The 16118-nt window shown below is 63.1% G+C and carries 13 protein-coding genes and 1 pseudogene; 11 read left to right on the top strand and 3 right to left on the bottom strand.

Features of this window, described 5'->3' with window-relative positions:
- The first annotated feature begins 334 nt into the window (after positions 1-334).
- The 6 genes from GGD53_RS13940 (at position 335) to hflX (ending at position 7848) form a co-directional block, all read left to right on the top strand.
- Complete coding sequence (locus tag GGD53_RS13940; RefSeq protein ID WP_184456882.1) at positions 335-1324, top strand: potassium channel beta subunit family protein; 990 nt, start codon at positions 335-337, stop codon at positions 1322-1324.
- 216 nt (positions 1325-1540) lie between these two features.
- Positions 1541-3811 carry a sensor histidine kinase NtrY-like gene (locus GGD53_RS13935; RefSeq protein ID WP_184456880.1) on the top strand — a complete coding sequence of 757 codons (2271 nt, stop codon included), beginning with the start codon at positions 1541-1543 and terminating at the stop codon, positions 3809-3811.
- Positions 3801-5165 carry a sigma-54-dependent transcriptional regulator gene (locus tag GGD53_RS13930; RefSeq protein WP_011425228.1) on the top strand — a complete coding sequence of 455 codons (1365 nt, stop codon included), beginning with the start codon at positions 3801-3803 and terminating at the stop codon, positions 5163-5165. The genes GGD53_RS13935 and GGD53_RS13930 overlap by 11 nt, the downstream gene beginning before the upstream one ends.
- A 62-nt stretch (positions 5166-5227) precedes the next feature.
- Positions 5228-6091, top strand: a complete 864-nt coding sequence (locus tag GGD53_RS13925) for a D-amino-acid transaminase (protein ID WP_184456878.1) — start codon at positions 5228-5230, stop codon at positions 6089-6091.
- A gap of 111 nt (positions 6092-6202) precedes the next feature.
- Positions 6203-6445 (top strand): RNA chaperone Hfq, encoded by a 243-nt coding sequence (hfq, locus tag GGD53_RS13920; RefSeq protein WP_003539403.1) that lies wholly within the window; start codon positions 6203-6205, stop codon positions 6443-6445.
- 77 nt (positions 6446-6522) lie between these two features.
- Positions 6523-7848 (top strand): GTPase HflX, encoded by a 1326-nt coding sequence (gene hflX, locus GGD53_RS13915; RefSeq protein WP_184456876.1) that lies wholly within the window; start codon positions 6523-6525, stop codon positions 7846-7848.
- Positions 7849-8252: 404 nt separating this feature from the next.
- Here the strand turns inward: hflX and mazG are convergent.
- Together mazG and GGD53_RS13905 are read right to left on the bottom strand one after the other, a co-directional pair.
- Positions 8253-9086, bottom strand: a pseudogene (mazG, locus tag GGD53_RS13910) (nucleoside triphosphate pyrophosphohydrolase); the annotation flags it as partial.
- Positions 9087-9092: 6 nt separating this feature from the next.
- The gene (locus GGD53_RS13905; protein ID WP_184456874.1) at positions 9093-9680 is read right to left on the bottom strand and encodes a nucleoside deaminase; all 588 of its coding nucleotides are present in this window, start codon (positions 9678-9680) and stop codon (positions 9093-9095) included.
- Between the two features lie 267 nt (positions 9681-9947).
- Between GGD53_RS13905 and cysG the strand changes: the two genes are divergently transcribed.
- Genes cysG through GGD53_RS13880 form a run of 5 tightly spaced genes read left to right on the top strand, consistent with a single transcriptional unit; the run spans position 9948 to position 15152 of the window.
- Positions 9948-11384: a siroheme synthase CysG gene (gene cysG / locus GGD53_RS13900; RefSeq protein WP_184456872.1), complete on the top strand. Its 1437-nt coding sequence runs from the start codon at positions 9948-9950 to the stop codon at positions 11382-11384.
- Positions 11385-11386: 2 nt separating this feature from the next.
- Positions 11387-11701 (top strand): DUF2849 domain-containing protein, encoded by a 315-nt coding sequence (locus GGD53_RS13895; RefSeq protein WP_184456870.1) that lies wholly within the window; start codon positions 11387-11389, stop codon positions 11699-11701.
- A gap of 8 nt (positions 11702-11709) precedes the next feature.
- On the top strand, positions 11710-13380 hold the full coding sequence (locus tag GGD53_RS13890) for a nitrite/sulfite reductase (protein WP_184456868.1): 1671 nt from the start codon (positions 11710-11712) through the stop codon (positions 13378-13380).
- A gap of 10 nt (positions 13381-13390) precedes the next feature.
- Entirely contained in the window at positions 13391-13903 is a 513-nt protein-coding gene (locus GGD53_RS13885; protein ID WP_184456866.1) for a DUF934 domain-containing protein, read from the top strand.
- Between the two features lie 37 nt (positions 13904-13940).
- Positions 13941-15152: a UbiH/UbiF family hydroxylase gene (locus GGD53_RS13880; protein WP_184456864.1), complete on the top strand. Its 1212-nt coding sequence runs from the start codon at positions 13941-13943 to the stop codon at positions 15150-15152.
- On the opposite strand, the gene GGD53_RS13875 is transcribed toward GGD53_RS13880, so the two are convergent.
- Complete coding sequence (locus GGD53_RS13875) at positions 15120-16082, bottom strand: AEC family transporter (RefSeq protein WP_184456862.1); 963 nt, start codon at positions 16080-16082, stop codon at positions 15120-15122. The genes GGD53_RS13880 and GGD53_RS13875 overlap by 33 nt on opposite strands.
- Positions 16083-16118: the final 36 nt, after the last annotated feature.

The raw sequence follows: 16118 nt of genomic DNA, 5'->3' as shown, positions 1-16118 counted from the left end.
TCATATGGCTCGATCAGCGGAGGACAGCATTCCCGAATCCGCTCGCATGTTGCCTATCCGTTCCGAATCTCGTCATCTGCCGCTGCTGCTGTAGACTTCCGCCGCAACTGTCGTCGTCAGCTGCCATGGGCGCTCCGGCTGATGTCGTGGAGCGCCCTTTTCTGTACGGCCGGGCTGACCGGAGCTGCGACATCGTGTTCCATGGCGAGCAATTTGGCGGCGGCGCCTCGTATATCCTTGCGGCCGCCATAGATTATGCGGATCGATCGCTCATTGATGGTGCGACGCCGGCCTCGGACGGTCGGCCCATGTTCTAACCTGCGGGAGCTGCGTGATGGAATATCGTCGTTTGGGAAAATCGGGTCTGAAGGTGAGCGAGTTCTCCTTCGGCTCATGGGTCACTTTCGGCAAGCAGGTGAATGGCGGCGACGCCGTCGACCTCATGCGGCTTGCGTATGATAACGGGGTGAACTTCTTCGACAATGCCGAAGGCTATGAAAGCGGCAAGTCGGAGATCGTCATGGGCGAGGCGCTCAAGTCGCTCGGCTGGAGCCGCGACAGCTTCATTGTCTCGAGCAAGGTCTTCTGGGGAGGCCAGAAGCCGACGCAGCGCGGCCTGTCACGCAAACATGTGACCGATGCCTGCCATGCGGCGCTGAAGCGGCTTCAGGTCGATTACCTCGACCTCTATTTCTGCCACCGCCCTGATATCGACACGCCGGTCGAGGAAACGGTCCGGGCCATGCACGATCTGGTCGCCCAGGGAAAGGTACTCTATTGGGGGACCTCCGAATGGTCCGCCCAGCAGCTGACCGAAGCCTACGCCGTTGCCCGCGACCTGCGGATCACGCCGCCCACCATGGAGCAACCGCAATACAACATCTTCGAACGCCAGAAAGTCGAGGCCGATTATCTCCCGCTCTACGACCTCATCGGCCTTGGCACCACGATCTGGTCGCCACTCGCCTCCGGCGTCCTGACCGGCAAATACAATAACGGCGTGCCGGACGACAGCCGCATGAATCTGCCCGGCTACGAATGGCTGAAGGAAAGATGGTCGAGCGATGCCGGCCGCGCTCAGCTCCGACAAGTCGGCGAACTCGCAAAACTCGCGGACGAGATCGGCTTGTCGATTACCCATCTCGCGCTTTTGTGGTGCCTCGCCAATCGCAACGTTTCGACTGTCATTCTCGGCGCCTCGCGGGCCAGCCAGCTGCAGGATAATCTCGCGGCACTTTCGCACAGGCACAAGCTGACCGCTGATGTGTTGGAGCGCGTTGATGCGATTGCCGGAAACAAACCGGAAGAACCGCGTCGCTTTTAAGAAGTCGCCAAAACTGTGTGGCTGCGGGTGCCCCTTGGCTTGACAACGTGGCGAGGCGCGTTGCATTTTCGCCACAATGCGTTGCTTAAAGGTCACGCAAGGGTTTTGGACATTTCGCTCCCGATCGAGTCGTTCCGACGCTGGCTCTTCTGAGCCGGCGTTCTTTGGTTTCGATCGGATGGCGGGACGGCGGGGTGCCGTCTGAAGAGAGGCCGAATGACGCAGGATGGGGTAGCGCCGGCGGCGGCGGGCGAGGCGGTGACGACGGTGACCGATCGCCGCGCGCTTTTCGCCGTGCCTGGCCTCGTGCTCGCCGGCGGCGCGCTTCTCTGCGCCACGATCACACTCTTCATACTGCTCGGCCTGACGCCGATCGCGCCGACCTCGCATGTCGTCATCACCTCGGTGATCGTCAATTCCTTCTTCGTCCTGACGCTGCTGGCGCTGATCGCCCGCGAGGTGGCAAGGCTGCTCAAGGCGCGCACACGAGGCAGAGCGGCCGCGCGCCTGCACATCCGTATCGTCGTGCTCTTCTCGATCGTCGCGATCACGCCGGCCATCCTCGTCGCCATCTTCGCCAGCATCACGCTGAATGCCGGCCTCGATCGCTGGTTTGCGCTGCGCACCCAGTCGATCGTCAGCTCGTCGCGCAATATCGGCCAGGCCTATATGATGGAGAACGCCAGCTACCTGCAGGGGCAGACGGTCTCCATGGCCAACGACCTGGAGCGCAATCGCGCTCTCTACAGCCTCGACAGGACGGGTTTTGCCGAGCTGATGACGCGGCAGGCGAGGGGGCGCGGTCTGCTTGGCGCCTTCCTCGTCGAGCGCGACGGATCGGTGGTCGTCCAGGCCGACATCGCCACGGAAAAGCCGCTGCCGGCCATTCCGCAGGACGCGCTGGAAAAGGCCGCGGCCGGCCAGCCGACGCTGATTCCGCCCGGCGTCACCAACCTCGTCGGTGCCATTATCAAGCTCGATGCCATCCAGGGCACATTTCTCTATACGGTGCGGGCCGTCGATCCCAAGGTCATGGGCGCCATGCGCATGATGGAGGAGAACGCCACCGAATACCGCTCGATGGAAGCCAACCGCTTCTCGCTGCAGATCGCCTTCGCCGTGCTCTACATCGGCTTCGCGCTGATCGTGCTGCTCGCGGCGATCTGGACGGCGATTGCCGTCGCCGACCGCATCGTCCGGCCGATCCGCCTGCTGATCACGGCCGCCGACAGCGTTGCCTCGGGCAATATGGATATTGTCGTGCCGGTACATGCCGTCGATGGCGACGTCGCCAATCTGTCGCGCACTTTCAACAAGATGATCTCGGAAATCCGCACCCAGCGCGACGAGATCCTCGAAGCCAAGGACGAGGTCGACGACCGCCGCCGCTTCATCGAAGCGGTGTTGTCGGGTGTTACCGCCGCCGTTATCGGCGTCGAACAGGATCGCCGCATCGCCATCGTCAACAGCTCGGCCGAGACGCTGATGTCGCTGTCGGCCGACGAGATGCTCGGCAAGCAGCTGGCCGACATCGCGCCCGAGGTCGATCAGGTGCTGACCGAGGCGGCGGTGCGTCATCGCGGCGATTTCCGCAAGCAGATCGCACTGGTGCGCGGCGGCACGGTCAGAACGCTGAGCGTGCAGGTCACCCGCGAGGAAGTGCGCGATATGAGCGAATCCTACGTGATTACGCTTGACGATATCACCGATCTCGTCATCGCCCAGCGCTCGACGGCCTGGGGTGACGTGGCACGGCGCATTGCTCACGAGATCAAGAATCCGCTGACGCCGATCCAGCTGTCCGCCGAGCGCATCCAGCGCCGCTACGGCAAGCAGATCAACCAGGACGACCGCACCGTCTTCGACCAGTGCACGGATACGATCATCCGCCAGGTCGGCGATATCGGCCGCATGGTCGACGAGTTCTCGGCTTTCGCCCGCATGCCGAAGCCGACCAAGGAGCCGAGCGACCTGCGCGATATCTTGCGCGACGCGATCTTCCTGCGCGAGATGGGCAATCATCACGTCACCTTCCTCTCGGAGTTCGGCGATAAGCCGCTGGAGGGCCTGTTCGACAGTCGCATGCTCGGCCAGGCGTTCGGCAATCTCATCAAGAATGCCGTGGAATCGCTGGAAGCCGTCCCGAGTGACGAGCGCGACGAGCGCAAGGTTCTCGTGCGCGCCGCGCTCGATGTGGCCCGCGACCGTTTCACCGTCGACGTGATCGACAATGGTCGCGGCCTGCCGGTGGAAAACCGCCATAGCATTCTGGAACCCTATATGACGATGCGCGAAAAGGGCACCGGCCTCGGGCTGGCCATCGTCAAGAAGATCATCGAGGAACATGGCGGGCAGCTCGAGCTGCATGACGCGCCCGCCGATTTTGACCGGGGAAGAGGGGCCATGATCCGCGTGCATCTGCCACGCCTGGAGCCTGCGCCCGCCGCTCCCGCAGCCAATGACAAGGAAAGCGCTTATGGCCTCTGATATTCTCGTCGTCGATGACGAGCACGATATTCGCGAGATCGTTTCCGGCATTCTCTCCGACGAAGGCCATGAGACACGCACGGCCCATGACAGCGACAGCGCGCTGGCGGCGATATCAGATCGCGTGCCGCGGCTGATCTTCCTCGATATCTGGATGCAGGGCAGCAAGCTCGACGGCCTGTCGCTGCTGGACGAGATCAAGACCCGTCATCCCGATCTCCCCGTCGTGATGATCTCCGGCCACGGCAACATCGAAACCGCGGTCTCGGCGATCAAACGCGGCGCTTTCGATTTCATCGAGAAGCCTTTCAAGGCCGATCGGCTGATTTTGATCGCCGAACGCGCGCTGGAAAATTCCAAGCTCAAGCGCGAGGTTTCCGAGCTGAAACGGCGCACCGGCGACGCCTTGGAGCTAATCGGCACTTCGGTCGCCGTCTCGCAGCTGCGCCAGACGATCGAGAAGGTGTCGCCGACCAACAGCCGCATCATGATTCTCGGCGCGTCCGGTTCCGGCAAGGAGCTGGTGGCCCGGATGATCCACAAGAAGTCGGCCCGCGCCAATGGCCCGTTCGTGGCGCTGAATGCTGCCAACATCACGCCCGATCGCATGGAAGTGGCGCTGTTCGGCACCGAAGGCACGCCTGGCCAGGCGCGCAAGATCGGCGCGCTCGAGGAGGCCCATCGCGGTATCCTCTATCTCGACGAGGTCGGCGAAATGCCGCGCGAGACGCAGAACAAGATCCTGCGCGTGCTTGTCGATCAGCAGTTCGAGCGGGTCGGCGGATCCAAGCGCGTCAAGGTCGACGTCCGCATCATTTCCTCGACCGCCTATAATCTCGAAAGCCGCATCGCCGAAGGCTGGTTCCGCGAGGATCTCTATCATCGCCTGGCCGTCGTGCCGGTGCGCGTACCGCAGCTTGCCGAGCGGCGCGAGGATATTCCCTTCCTCGTCGATCAGCTGATGCGCCAGATATCAGAACAGGCCGGCATTCGTCCGCGCCGCATCGGCGACGATGCCATGGCGGTGCTGCAGGCGCATGACTGGCCGGGCAATATCCGCCAGCTGCGCAACAATATCGAGCGGCTGATGATCCTTGCCCGCACCGACGGCCCGGACACGCCGATCACCGCCGACATGCTGCCGACCGATCTCGGCGACATGCTGCCCAAGGTTTCGGCCAAGAACGACTATCACATCATGACGCTGCCGCTGCGAGAAGCCCGCGAGATGTTCGAGAAGGATTATCTGATCGCCCAGATCAACCGCTTCGGCGGCAATATTTCACGCACCGCCGAATTCGTCGGCATGGAGCGCTCGGCGCTGCACCGCAAGCTGAAATCGCTCGGCGTCTGATCCTGGCGGCGCGGCCAGCCGCCGCGCCGCGTCTCTCCCACATCCCGAAGACCAGGTTTCCCATGCCGAGAATCGCCTATGTGAACGGCCGCTACGTCAAACATTCCGATGCCAGCGTGCATATCGAGGATCGCGGCTATCAATTCGCCGACGGCGTCTATGAGGTCTGCGAGATCCGCCACGGCTATATCGTCGACCTCACCCGTCATCTCGATCGTCTTGGCCGTTCGCTCGGGGAACTCAGCATCGCCTGGCCGATGAGTCGGGCGGCGCTGACGCGGGTCATTCGCGAGACGCTGCGCCGCAACCATGTCCGCAACGGGCTTTTCTACCTGCAGGTCACACGTGGCGTCGCCCGCCGCGACCATGTCTTCCCGGCCGACGGCACGCCGCCCTCGCTTATCATAACTGCCAAGAGCACCGACCCGAAGATCATCGCGGCCAAGAACGCCAACGGCATCAAGGCGATCACCGTCACCGACAACCGCTGGGACCGCGTCGACATCAAATCCGTCGGCCTGCTGCCGAATGCCATGGCCCGCCAGCAGGCCAAGGAAGCCGGCGCCCAGGAGGCGATCTATGTCGATGGTGACGGCATGGTAAAGGAAGGGGCGGCGACCAATGTCTGGATGGTCGATTCGGATGGAACCTTGGTAACGCGGCCGGCCGAACACGGCATCCTGCGCGGCATCACTCGCACCACATTGATCGATGTGGCCGCCAAGCTGGGCTTGAAGATCACTGAGCGGAATTTCTCTGTTTCCGAAATGCTCGCAGCCCGCGAGGTCTTCCTGACGGCAGCCACAAGTATCTGTTTTCCGGTCGTTTCCATCGATGGCCAAACCATCGCCAACGGCCATCCCGGCAGCGTCTCGCAGAAAGTCCGCGAAGCCTTTTTCGACGTTGCGGAAAAGATTGCGATTTGATACCAAGATTTGCTGGACCGGTGGAATGAGGGTGTTGCCGGTCTCGCATGGAGAGGTTGATTGATATTCTACCGGCCAACACGGGTCGGCAATAAAGAAAGAAGCGGCGCGATGGCGGAACGTTCTCAGAATTTGCAGGACTTATTTCTCAATACTGTTCGCAAACAAAAGATTTCCCTGACAATCTTTTTGATCAACGGCGTGAAACTCACGGGTGTTGTTACCTCCTTCGACAATTTCTGTGTTCTGCTTCGCCGTGACGGCCACTCGCAGCTCGTGTATAAGCATGCGATCTCGACGATCATGCCGGGTCAGCCGATGCAGATGTTCGAGAGTGAAGAAGCCGCGTCCTAACAGGATCAGCCGTCATTTCGACACGCGATACCAAGAACGATTCGATCATCCCTGAGGCCGCCAAGCACAGAGACGATATGCGCGCGACCGTCGTCGTGCCGGTTCTGAAATCGCGCAGCCGCGGTGGCCAGACCGAATCGGCCTCGACCCGCACCCCGGAAAGCCGGCTCGAAGAGGCGACCGGCCTTGCCCAGGCAATTGACCTAGACGTCGTCAACGGTTCGATCGTGCCGGTCAATGAGCCAAGACCGGCGACTTTGCTCGGCACCGGCAAGATCGAGGAGATCAAGGCGCTGCTCGACGAGCGCGATTCCGGTCTCGTCATCGTCGATCACCCGCTGACGCCGGTGCAGCAGCGCAATCTCGAAAAGGAATGGAACGCCAAGGTCATCGACCGCACCGGCCTGATCCTCGAAATCTTCGGCCGCCGCGCCTCCACCAAGGAGGGCACGCTGCAGGTCGATCTGGCGCACCTGAATTATCAGAAGGGCCGGCTGGTCCGCAGCTGGACCCACCTCGAGCGCCAGCGCGGCGGCGGCGGTTTCATGGGCGGCCCCGGCGAAACCCAGATCGAAGCCGACCGGCGGCTCTTGCAGGACCGCATCATCAAGCTCGAACGCGAGCTGGAGCAGGTCGTGCGCACCCGCCAGCTCCACCGCGCCAAGCGCCGCAAGGTGCCGCACCCGATCGTCGCGCTCGTCGGCTACACCAATGCCGGCAAATCGACGCTGTTCAACCGCATCACCGGCGCCGGTGTGCTGGCCGAAGACATGCTGTTTGCGACGCTCGACCCGACGCTGCGCCGCATGAAGCTGCCGCATGGCCGCACGGTCATCCTGTCCGACACGGTCGGTTTCATCTCGGACCTGCCGACCCATCTCGTCGCTGCCTTCCGCGCCACCTTGGAAGAGGTGCTGGAAGCTGACCTCATCCTGCATGTCCGCGACATGTCCGATCCGGACAACCAGGCGCAGAGCTCCGACGTGATGCGCATTCTCGGCGACCTCGGCATCGACGAGGCCGAAGCGGAGAAGCGGCTGATCGAGGTCTGGAACAAGATCGACCGTCTTGAGCCTGAGGTCCACGACACAATGGTGCAGCGGGCGGCGGGCGCCGCCAACGTCGTCGCCGTCTCGGCCGTCAGCGGCGAGGGCGTCGACACGCTGATGGATGAGATCAGCCGCAGGCTGTCCGGCGTGATGACCGAAACGACGATCCGCCTTCCCGTCGACAAGCTGACGCTGCTGCCGTGGCTCTACGACCACGCGATCGTCGACGGCCGCGAGGACAATGAGGACGGCTCGATCACGCTCGACCTGCGCCTGTCGGAAACCGAGGCCGCCGAACTCGAACGCCGCATCGGCAACGGCCCGAAGCCTGCGAAAGAGGATTGGGAGCGGTAAGTGGGGCCGTGAGCATGTCCATTTAAAGACAGCTACCAAGGCGTAGTTGCTCGACTGAGTGAGAGGACGCGGGGACGCTGCGACATCTCCCTTCTCCCCAGCGGGGAGAAGATGCCGGCAGGCAGATGAGGGGGTGAGCGGCAAAGCCGCGAATGCGCTGAGTGCAAGCGAAGGGCAATGAATGGCGTGCCGTGCGGCCCCCTCATCCGACCCTTCGGGCCACCTTCTCCCCGCTGGGGAGAAGGGGATGTGGCAACGCTCTGGCTCTTTCGGCCGGCTGATTTGGCCAGAAGCCAACCTCAGTCTCCGTCATCCTCGGCCTTGAGCCGAGGATCCATGCCACCGGCGCTGGTGGATGCGGTGTGGATGCTCGGCTCAAGGCCGAGCATGACGGAGGGTGGGGCTGCCGTCACCGCCCGCTCGATCGCCTTGGCCGCCTGCCAGATCTCCTCCATCCGCTCCAGCGTCGCATCCTCAAGCGTCTCGCCTTCTGCTTCAAGAACATGTTCTATGTGATTGAAGCGACGCCGGAATTTCGTGTTCGTTCCACGCAGCGCCTGCTCCGGATCAGCCTTAACATGCCGGCCGATATTGACGACCGCGAAGATCAAATCGCCGAGTTCGTCGCTGACCTTGGCGCGGTCTCCGTCCCGAAGTGCGGCCCGCAATTCGCCGATCTCTTCCTCGATCTTGTCGAGGATCGGCTCGGGCGCCGACCAGTCGAAGCCGACCTTGGCGGCGCGTTCCTGCAGCTTCAGCGCCTCGGTCAAAGCCGGAAAGCTGCGCTGCACCGAGCCAAGGAAGCCGCCCTTGAAATCCTCGGTGATCCCGCGCCTTGCCCGGCGCTCGGCGCGCTCGCGTTTTTCCGCCTGCTTGATTTCGTCCCACTGGATCTTCACCGCGTCGGGTGTGTCGGCGTCCGAGCGGGCGAAGACATGCGGGTGGCGGCGGATCATCTTGGTGGTGATGGCGTTGACCACGTCGCCGAAGGAGAATTCGCCGGCTTCCTCGGCCATGCGGGCATGGAAGACCACCTGCAGCAGCAGGTCGCCCAGTTCATCGCAGAGATCGTCCATATCGCCGCGCTCGATCGCGTCGGAGACTTCATAGGCTTCTTCGATCGTGTAGGGCTTGATCGTCTGGAAATTCTGCTCGATGTCCCACGGGCAGCCGGTTTCGGGATGGCGCAGCGCCGCCATGATCTCGATCAGCCGTGAAATGTCTTTGGAAGGTTCCATGGTGCCTCAGTTCAGCGGAATGTCGTTGGCGCTCTTCGACGACTGGTAGGTGGCCGACAGCGCGTCGTAGCGCGCCCTAATGCGGGCAGTCTGCGCCTTCAGCGCGGTCCTCAGGGAAGCCTCTTCGGTCTCGACCAGATCGGCGATGGCAAAGCTGTTCCAGAAGGCGTTTTGCCTGCGATAGCCGCCGGGTTCAAGTCCGAAGACCTCCCTCAGGATCTTCAGGTCGTGCGGAATGGCGAAGGCGTCGCGGGAATCCTCATGGCTGAAGAAATAGTAGAAATTGTCGAAGCCCGCCCAGGTGATCGCCGACATGCACATGGTGCAGGGTTCGTGCGTCGACAGGAAGATCAGATCCTTGGTCGCCGGTTTGTCGCCAAGCTCGTAGAAGCGCTTCAGCGTATGCACCTCACCATGCCAGAGCGGATTGTCGAGCTCGTTATTGGTCTCGGCGACAACGAGCGACAGATCGGATTTGCGCAGGATCGCCGCGCCGAACACCTTGTTGCCCAAGGAGACGCCGCGTTCGGTCAGCGGCAGGATATCCTCTTCGATGACCGAAAGCAGGCGGGCGGCGATGGTCTTGTCAGCCATTGGTGTCTCCGGTTTTTTTCCAGTCTATCGTCTTGGCGGCACGAGCGAAATGCGGCAAACGCCGGTGGACGTCGTTTGTCACAGGCTTTACACTGCACCGCAACAAAGAGAGTGGGAACAGGTGGTTGTCGTCAGCACGGTTGACTTTTCTCAAATCGCCGATGAGGCGAGCAAAAGAATACGCGCTTGCCGGGGCTTTCGAATTTCTGTTCCTTCAATCGCTTGTCGATCACGGGCATATTCTGGCAACTTCGAAGTGGATTGATAATGTCTCCCAAGACCGAGCAGCTTTCGGTATTTCCAGCCTTCTTTCGCGTGGAAGGCCAGAAGACGGCTGTCTTCGGCAATGGCGACGAGGCTTTCGCCAAGGTGCGGCTGCTCTTGAACACGCGGGCGCGGATCGTCGCCTATGCCGAGCGGCCGGAAGCCGATTATCATGCCTTCCTGATCGCCAACCGCATCGAGACGGTGCGCACCGGCTTTTCGTCCGGTCAGGTCGAGGGCGCAGTCCTTGTCTTTGCCGCCACAGGTGACGAAGCCGAAGATCGCCGGATCGTCGACGCCGCCCGCGCTGCCAGAATTCCGGCCAATGCCGTCGATCAGCCCGATTATTGCGATTTCTTCACGCCGGCGCTCGTCAACCGTGCCCCGGTCGCCGTTGCGATCGGCACCGAAGGCGCGGGGCCGGTTCTGGCGCAGATGATCCGCGCCCAGATCGATCAGCTTCTTTCCCCCTCGCTCGGGCGTCTGGCCACGCTGGCGACGCGCTATCGCAAATCGGTCGATCAGCTGGTGCCCCGCGGCGTTTCCCGCCGGGTCTTCTGGCGCCGCTTCTTCTGCGGCCCCGTTGCCGATGCGGTCGCCAACGGCAATCTGCCACAGGCCCGCCACGCCGCCGACCGGCTGCTCACTTCGATGGACAAGATCGCCGGCCATGTCTGGCTTGTCGGCGCCGGTCCGGGGGCTGAAGATCTGCTTACGTTGCGCGCCCAGCGCGTGATGATGGAAGCCGATGTCATCGTCTACGACGCGCTGGTGCCGCAGGCGATCGTCGACATGGGTCGCCGCGATGCCGAGCGGCTTTCCGTCGGCAAGCGCAAGGGCTGCCATTCGAAGTCGCAGGAAGAGATCAACGAACTGCTCGTCGAGCTCGGCCGCCAGGGCAAGCGCGTCGTCCGGCTCAAGTCAGGCGATCCGCTGGTCTATGGCCGGGCAGGGGAAGAGATGGCCGCGTTGCGCGCCGCCGGCGTCACCTATGAGGTCGTGCCCGGCATTACCTCGGCCTTCGCTGCCGCCGCCGATTTCGAGCTGCCGCTGACGTTGCGCGGCGTCGCCTCCTCGCTCGTCTTCACCACCGGCCACGATCTCACTGGCGACGTGCTGCCCGACTGGGCAAGCCTTGCCGTCTCCGGCGCGACGATCGCCGTTTACATGGGCCGCACCGTTGCCGCCTCGGTCGCCGAGCGGCTGATGCAGGCCGGCATTCCCGCCGAGACCACGGTCGCCGTCATCGAAAATGCCAGCCGCGCCGAGCGGCGTCTGCTGCATGGCACGCTCGCCGACCTGCCCGATCTGCAGCACCGCGACGAGCTGACCGGGCCGGTTATGGTCATTATCGGCGATGCGGTCGCCGGCGCCAATTTCGAACTGTCCGAGCCGCTGGTGCGTGCGAACGCCCGGCTCGAGGAACTTGCAAGGAGCTGAATATGGGTGACAAGGTTCTGACGGCCAACCGGCTGACGGACGGCATTGCCGTCTGGCTGGATGCCAACGGGAAGTGGTCGACCTCGCTGCAGGAGGCGCTTGTCGCGCGTCACAACGAAGCCGTCGAAGCCCTGGAAACCATTGGCAAAAAGTCCTATGCCGACAACGAGGTCGTTGACGTCGCCGTCGTCGACGTCCAGGAAACCAACGGCATTCTCTGGCCGCTTCGCCTTCGCGAGCGCATCCGCGCGCAAGGGCCGACCATGGAATATGCGCCGGGCTACGCTCCTGCCGATCCCGAATTCATTGCAGTCTGAGGAAGACGATGTACCGTTACGACGAATTTGATCATGCCTTTGTCAGCGAGCGCGTCGAGCAGTTCCGCGACCAGGTTCAGCGCCGCCTTTCCGGCGAGCTTGCCGAGGATGCGTTCAAGCCGCTGCGCCTGATGAACGGCGTCTACCTGCAGCTTCATGCCTATATGCTGCGCATCGCCATTCCCTATGGCACGCTGAGTGCGCGCCAGCTGCGCATGCTCGCCCATATCGCCCGCACCTATGACCGTGGTTACGGCCACTTCACCACGCGCCAGAACCTGCAGTTCAACTGGCCGAAACTGTCGGACATTCCCGATGCGCTGGCCGATCTGGCGAGCGTCGAGATGCACGCGCTGCAGACTTCGGGCAACTGCATCAGAAACGTCACCGCCGACCACTTCGCCGGTGCGGCCGCGGATGAGATCGCCGACCCGCGTCCCTATGCGGAAATCCTGCGCCAGTGGTCGTCCGTCCACCCGGAATTCTCCTTCCTGCCGCGCAAGTTCAAGATTGCCGTGACCGGCGCCGAGCGCGACCGCGCCGCCATCCAGGTCCATGATATCGGCCTGCACCTGAAGAAGAACGACAAGGGCGAAATCGGCTTTGCCGTCTATGTCGGCGGTGGCCAGGGCCGCACGCCGATGATCGCCAAGCTGATCCGCGACTTCTTGCCCGAGGAAGACCTGCTCTCCTACACGACGGCGATCGTACGCGTGTACAATCTGCACGGCCGGCGCGACAACAAGTACAAGGCCCGCATCAAGATCCTGGTGCATGAGACCGGCGCCGAGGAGCTGGCGCGTCAGGTGGAGGCCGAATTCGCCGCCCTGAAGGATAGCGAGCTCAAGCTGCCGGATCAGGATGTCGAGGCGATCGCCGCTTATTTCGCGCTGCCTGATCTGCCAGAGCGCGCCGAGGGCTGGGAAAACCTCGCCCGCTGGAAGAAGGCCGATCCGGCTTTCGCCCGCTGGGTGCAGCAGAATGTGCAGCCGCACAAGAACCCCGATTACGGCATGGTGACGATCTCGCTGAAGCCGATCGGCGGCATTCCGGGCGACGCCACCGATGCGCAGATGGAGGCCGTCGCCGATCTGGCCGAAGAATATGCCTTCGACGAAATCCGCGTCAGCCATGAGCAGAACCTGATTCTGCCGCATGTGGCGCTGGCCGATCTCGAAGCGGTCTATCGCGGCCTCGTCGCCATCAATCTGGCCGAAGCCAATGCCGGCCTGATCACCGATATCATCGCCTGTCCGGGGCTGGATTATTGCGCGCTCGCCAATGCGCGCTCCATTCCGGTCGCGCAGGAAATCTCCCGCCGCTTCGGCAGTCCCGAACGGCAGGCCGAGATCGGCGAGCTGAAGATCAAGATCTCCGGCTGCATCAATGCCTGCGGCCACCACCATGTCGGCCATATCGGCCTGCTCGGTGTCGAGAAGAAGGGCGCCGAACTCTACCAGATCACGCTTGGCGGTTCCGGCGACGAACATACCTCGATCGGCGAGATCATCGGCCGCGGCTTCGAGCCGGACCGGGTGACGGACGCGATCGAGACGATCGTCGACACCTATCTCGGCCTGCGGCTCGATCCGTCCGAAACCTTCCTCGCCGCCTATCGCCGCGTCGGGCCGCAGCCTTTCAAGGATGCGCTCTACGGCTCGGCCGCCGAAGCGGCTTAAGGAGGGGATGATGACGAAGATCTGGAGAGAAACCGGTTTTGTCGACAACGATCTCTGGGTTGTTGAAACCGACGAGGTGAAGGCAACAGGCGCACAGAAGCCGCTGCTCAGCCTCGACGAGCTGATCGCCAGGGCCGATCAAAGCAACGATGTCGGCCTCGGCGTGCTGATCAAGCCGGCCGACGACGTGCGCCGGCTCGAGCCCTACCTCGATCGCCTTGCAATCGTGGCGGTCGCCTTTCCCGCCTTCAACGACGGCCGCGCCTTCAGCCATGCCTCGCTGCTGCGCCAGCGCCTCGGTTATGCCAATGAGCTGCGCGCCGTCGGCGACGTGCTGATCGACCAGATCCCGCTGATGCTGCGCGTCGGCATCGACAGCTTTTCCGTGACCAACGCCACGGCGCTAAAGCGGCTCGCCGAAAACCGTCTGCCCGCCATTCCCCATCATTATCAGCCGGCGGTGCGTGACGCCGAAGCCGGCAAGGGCTATAGTTGGCGCCGTCAGGCGAAGCCGGCCGCATAAGCCGCCGGTCCGCCTCTTTACGATGGCGGAATATAGCATGAAGACATTCGAAATCGCGGTGATCGGTGGCGGCCTCGCCGGCATGATCGCCGCCATTGCGCTTGGCCGCGGCGGCCGCAGCGTGGCGCTGGTGGCTCCCATTGCCGCAAAGGAGGACCGGCGCACCACGGCGCTGATGGATCAGTCGATCCGCCTCCTCGATCGCCTGACGCTCTGGGAAAAGCTGCGCTCGGCGGCAGCACCCCTCACCAGCATGCGCATCATCGATGGCACGGACCGGCTGCTGCGGGCGCCCACCACCACCTTCCGCGCTGCCGAGGTCGGGCTCGATGCCTTTGGCTACAATTTTCCCAACAAGGCGCTGACCGAGATCCTCGAAGCGGCCACCGCCGGCGAGGGCAATATCACCCGCTTCACCGATATGGCCGAATCGATCGTGATCTCGCCCGAGAGAGTGTCGATCACGCTTGTCGGCGGTGAAACGCTCTCGGCCGATTTTGCCGTCGGCGCCGACGGCCGTGGCTCGAAGCTGCGCGAGGCGGCAGGTATCGGCGTGCGCAACTGGTCCTATCCGCAATCGGCCATGGTGCTGAATTTCGCCCATTCGCTGCCGCACCAGAATATCTCCAGCGAATTCCACACCAAACACGGCCCCTTCACCCAGGTGCCGCTGCCAGGTAGCCGCTCCAGCCTTGTCTGGGTGCAGGATCCCGCCGAGGCGACCGCCCGCATGGAACTGCCGCTGGCCGAACTGGGCTCTCTCGTCGAGGCGCAGATGCAATCCATGCTCGGCAAGGTCGATGTGGAGGAAGGCGTCCAGGTCTGGCCGCTCTCCGGCATGATGGCTCATCGATTCGGCAAGGGGCGCATCGCGCTGATCGGCGAGGCGGCCCATGTCTTCCCGCCGATCGGGGCGCAGGGGCTGAATCTCAGCCTGCGCGATATCATGGTGCTCACCGACATTCTCTGCGACAGGGCGGAACTGCCGCTGCCAGCCGATGCCGGCGAAAGCTTCGACCGCCGCCGCCGCGCCGACATTATGACGCGCACGGCGAGCGTCGATCTGCTCAACCGCTCGCTGCTCTCGGATTTCCTCCCCGTGCAGATGCTGCGCGCTGCCGGCCTGCACATCCTCTCGGCCATTCCGCCGCTGCGCAACCTCGTCATGCGCGAGGGCATCGAACCCGGCCGGGGCTTCCGCGATATTCCCGATAGCTTAAGGGAAAAGCTGAAGCGGAAGAAGGCCTGAGCGGATCGCAATCAGCCAGAGCGAAACGCTCGCCACCGAAAGCACCGTGGTGATCAGGATCGTCGCCGATGCGCGTTCCTGCCAGACGCCATATTGCTGGCCGATGACGAAGACATTGGTCGCCGTCGGCAGGCAGGCCAGCAGCACGGCCGCCTGGATCCAGACCGGCTCGAAACCGCCGATAACAGTCAGCGCGATGAAAACCGCGATCGGGTGCAGGATCAGTTTCGCCGGCACGATATAGAAAATCTCGGCCGGAATCCGCTTCAGCGGCCGCAGCGCCAGCGTCACGCCCATCGCGAAGAGCGCGCAGGGTGCGGCGGCCTGGGCAAGGTAGTCGACGAGGCGCTGGAACGCCAGCGGTTGATCGATGTGCAAGGCGGCGACGGCAAAGCCTGCCGTCGTCGACAGGATGAAGGGATGCAGCGCCACCTTGCGGGCGATATCGGCGGCAAGCTGGCCCGGCGAGCGCTTGTCGTCCCCGGCTGCCGCCATCAGCGCCGGCGCCACGATGAAATGCAGCGCGTTCTCGAAGCAGATGATCAGCGCCACCGGCACGGCGGCGCCTTCGCCGAGCGCCAGCAGCGCCAGCCCCGGCCCCATATAGCCGATATTGCCATAGGCGCCGGCAAAGGACTGGATGGTGCATTCATCAAGCGGATTGCCGCGCACGAAACGGCCGATGACAAAGAGCAGGATGAAGACCGCATAGGTCGCGGCGATATCCGTGACGATGAAATCGACCGGCGTCAGCTCTTCAATCGGCGTGCGCGAGACGAGCTTGAAGAATAGCGCGGGCAGGGCGGCGTAAATGATGAAGGTATTCAGCCAGCCGAGCGCTTCGGCCGGCTGCTTCGTCGCCTTGCCGGCGGCATAACCGATCAGGATCAGGCCGAAGAACGGCAGCAGCAGGCTGATGATGTCGGCCAAGGGAAAGTCCGGTTTTCGCGGGATGGTCGGCGGGGA

The organism is Rhizobium aethiopicum (assembly GCF_014197535.1).
In the GTDB taxonomy this organism is placed as follows: Bacteria; Pseudomonadota; Alphaproteobacteria; order Rhizobiales; family Rhizobiaceae; genus Rhizobium; species Rhizobium aethiopicum_A.
The sequence above is the reverse complement of the archived record's forward strand: the minus strand, read 5'-3'. Positions and strand labels throughout refer to the sequence as shown.

Coding starts and splice junctions, on each gene's coding strand:
- GGD53_RS13940 (WP_184456882.1), top strand. CDS start 335: ATGGAATATCGTCGTTTGGGAAAATCGGGTCTGAAGGTGAGCGAGTTC.
- GGD53_RS13935 (WP_184456880.1), top strand. CDS start 1,541: ATGACGCAGGATGGGGTAGCGCCGGCGGCGGCGGGCGAGGCGGTGACG.
- GGD53_RS13930 (WP_011425228.1), top strand. CDS start 3,801: ATGGCCTCTGATATTCTCGTCGTCGATGACGAGCACGATATTCGCGAG.
- GGD53_RS13925 (WP_184456878.1), top strand. CDS start 5,228: ATGCCGAGAATCGCCTATGTGAACGGCCGCTACGTCAAACATTCCGAT.
- hfq (WP_003539403.1), top strand. CDS start 6,203: ATGGCGGAACGTTCTCAGAATTTGCAGGACTTATTTCTCAATACTGTT.
- hflX (WP_184456876.1), top strand. CDS start 6,523: ATGCGCGCGACCGTCGTCGTGCCGGTTCTGAAATCGCGCAGCCGCGGT.
- GGD53_RS13905 (WP_184456874.1), bottom strand. CDS start 9,680: ATGGCTGACAAGACCATCGCCGCCCGCCTGCTTTCGGTCATCGAAGAG.
- cysG (WP_184456872.1), top strand. CDS start 9,948: ATGTCTCCCAAGACCGAGCAGCTTTCGGTATTTCCAGCCTTCTTTCGC.
- GGD53_RS13895 (WP_184456870.1), top strand. CDS start 11,387: ATGGGTGACAAGGTTCTGACGGCCAACCGGCTGACGGACGGCATTGCC.
- GGD53_RS13890 (WP_184456868.1), top strand. CDS start 11,710: ATGTACCGTTACGACGAATTTGATCATGCCTTTGTCAGCGAGCGCGTC.
- GGD53_RS13885 (WP_184456866.1), top strand. CDS start 13,391: ATGACGAAGATCTGGAGAGAAACCGGTTTTGTCGACAACGATCTCTGG.
- GGD53_RS13880 (WP_184456864.1), top strand. CDS start 13,941: ATGAAGACATTCGAAATCGCGGTGATCGGTGGCGGCCTCGCCGGCATG.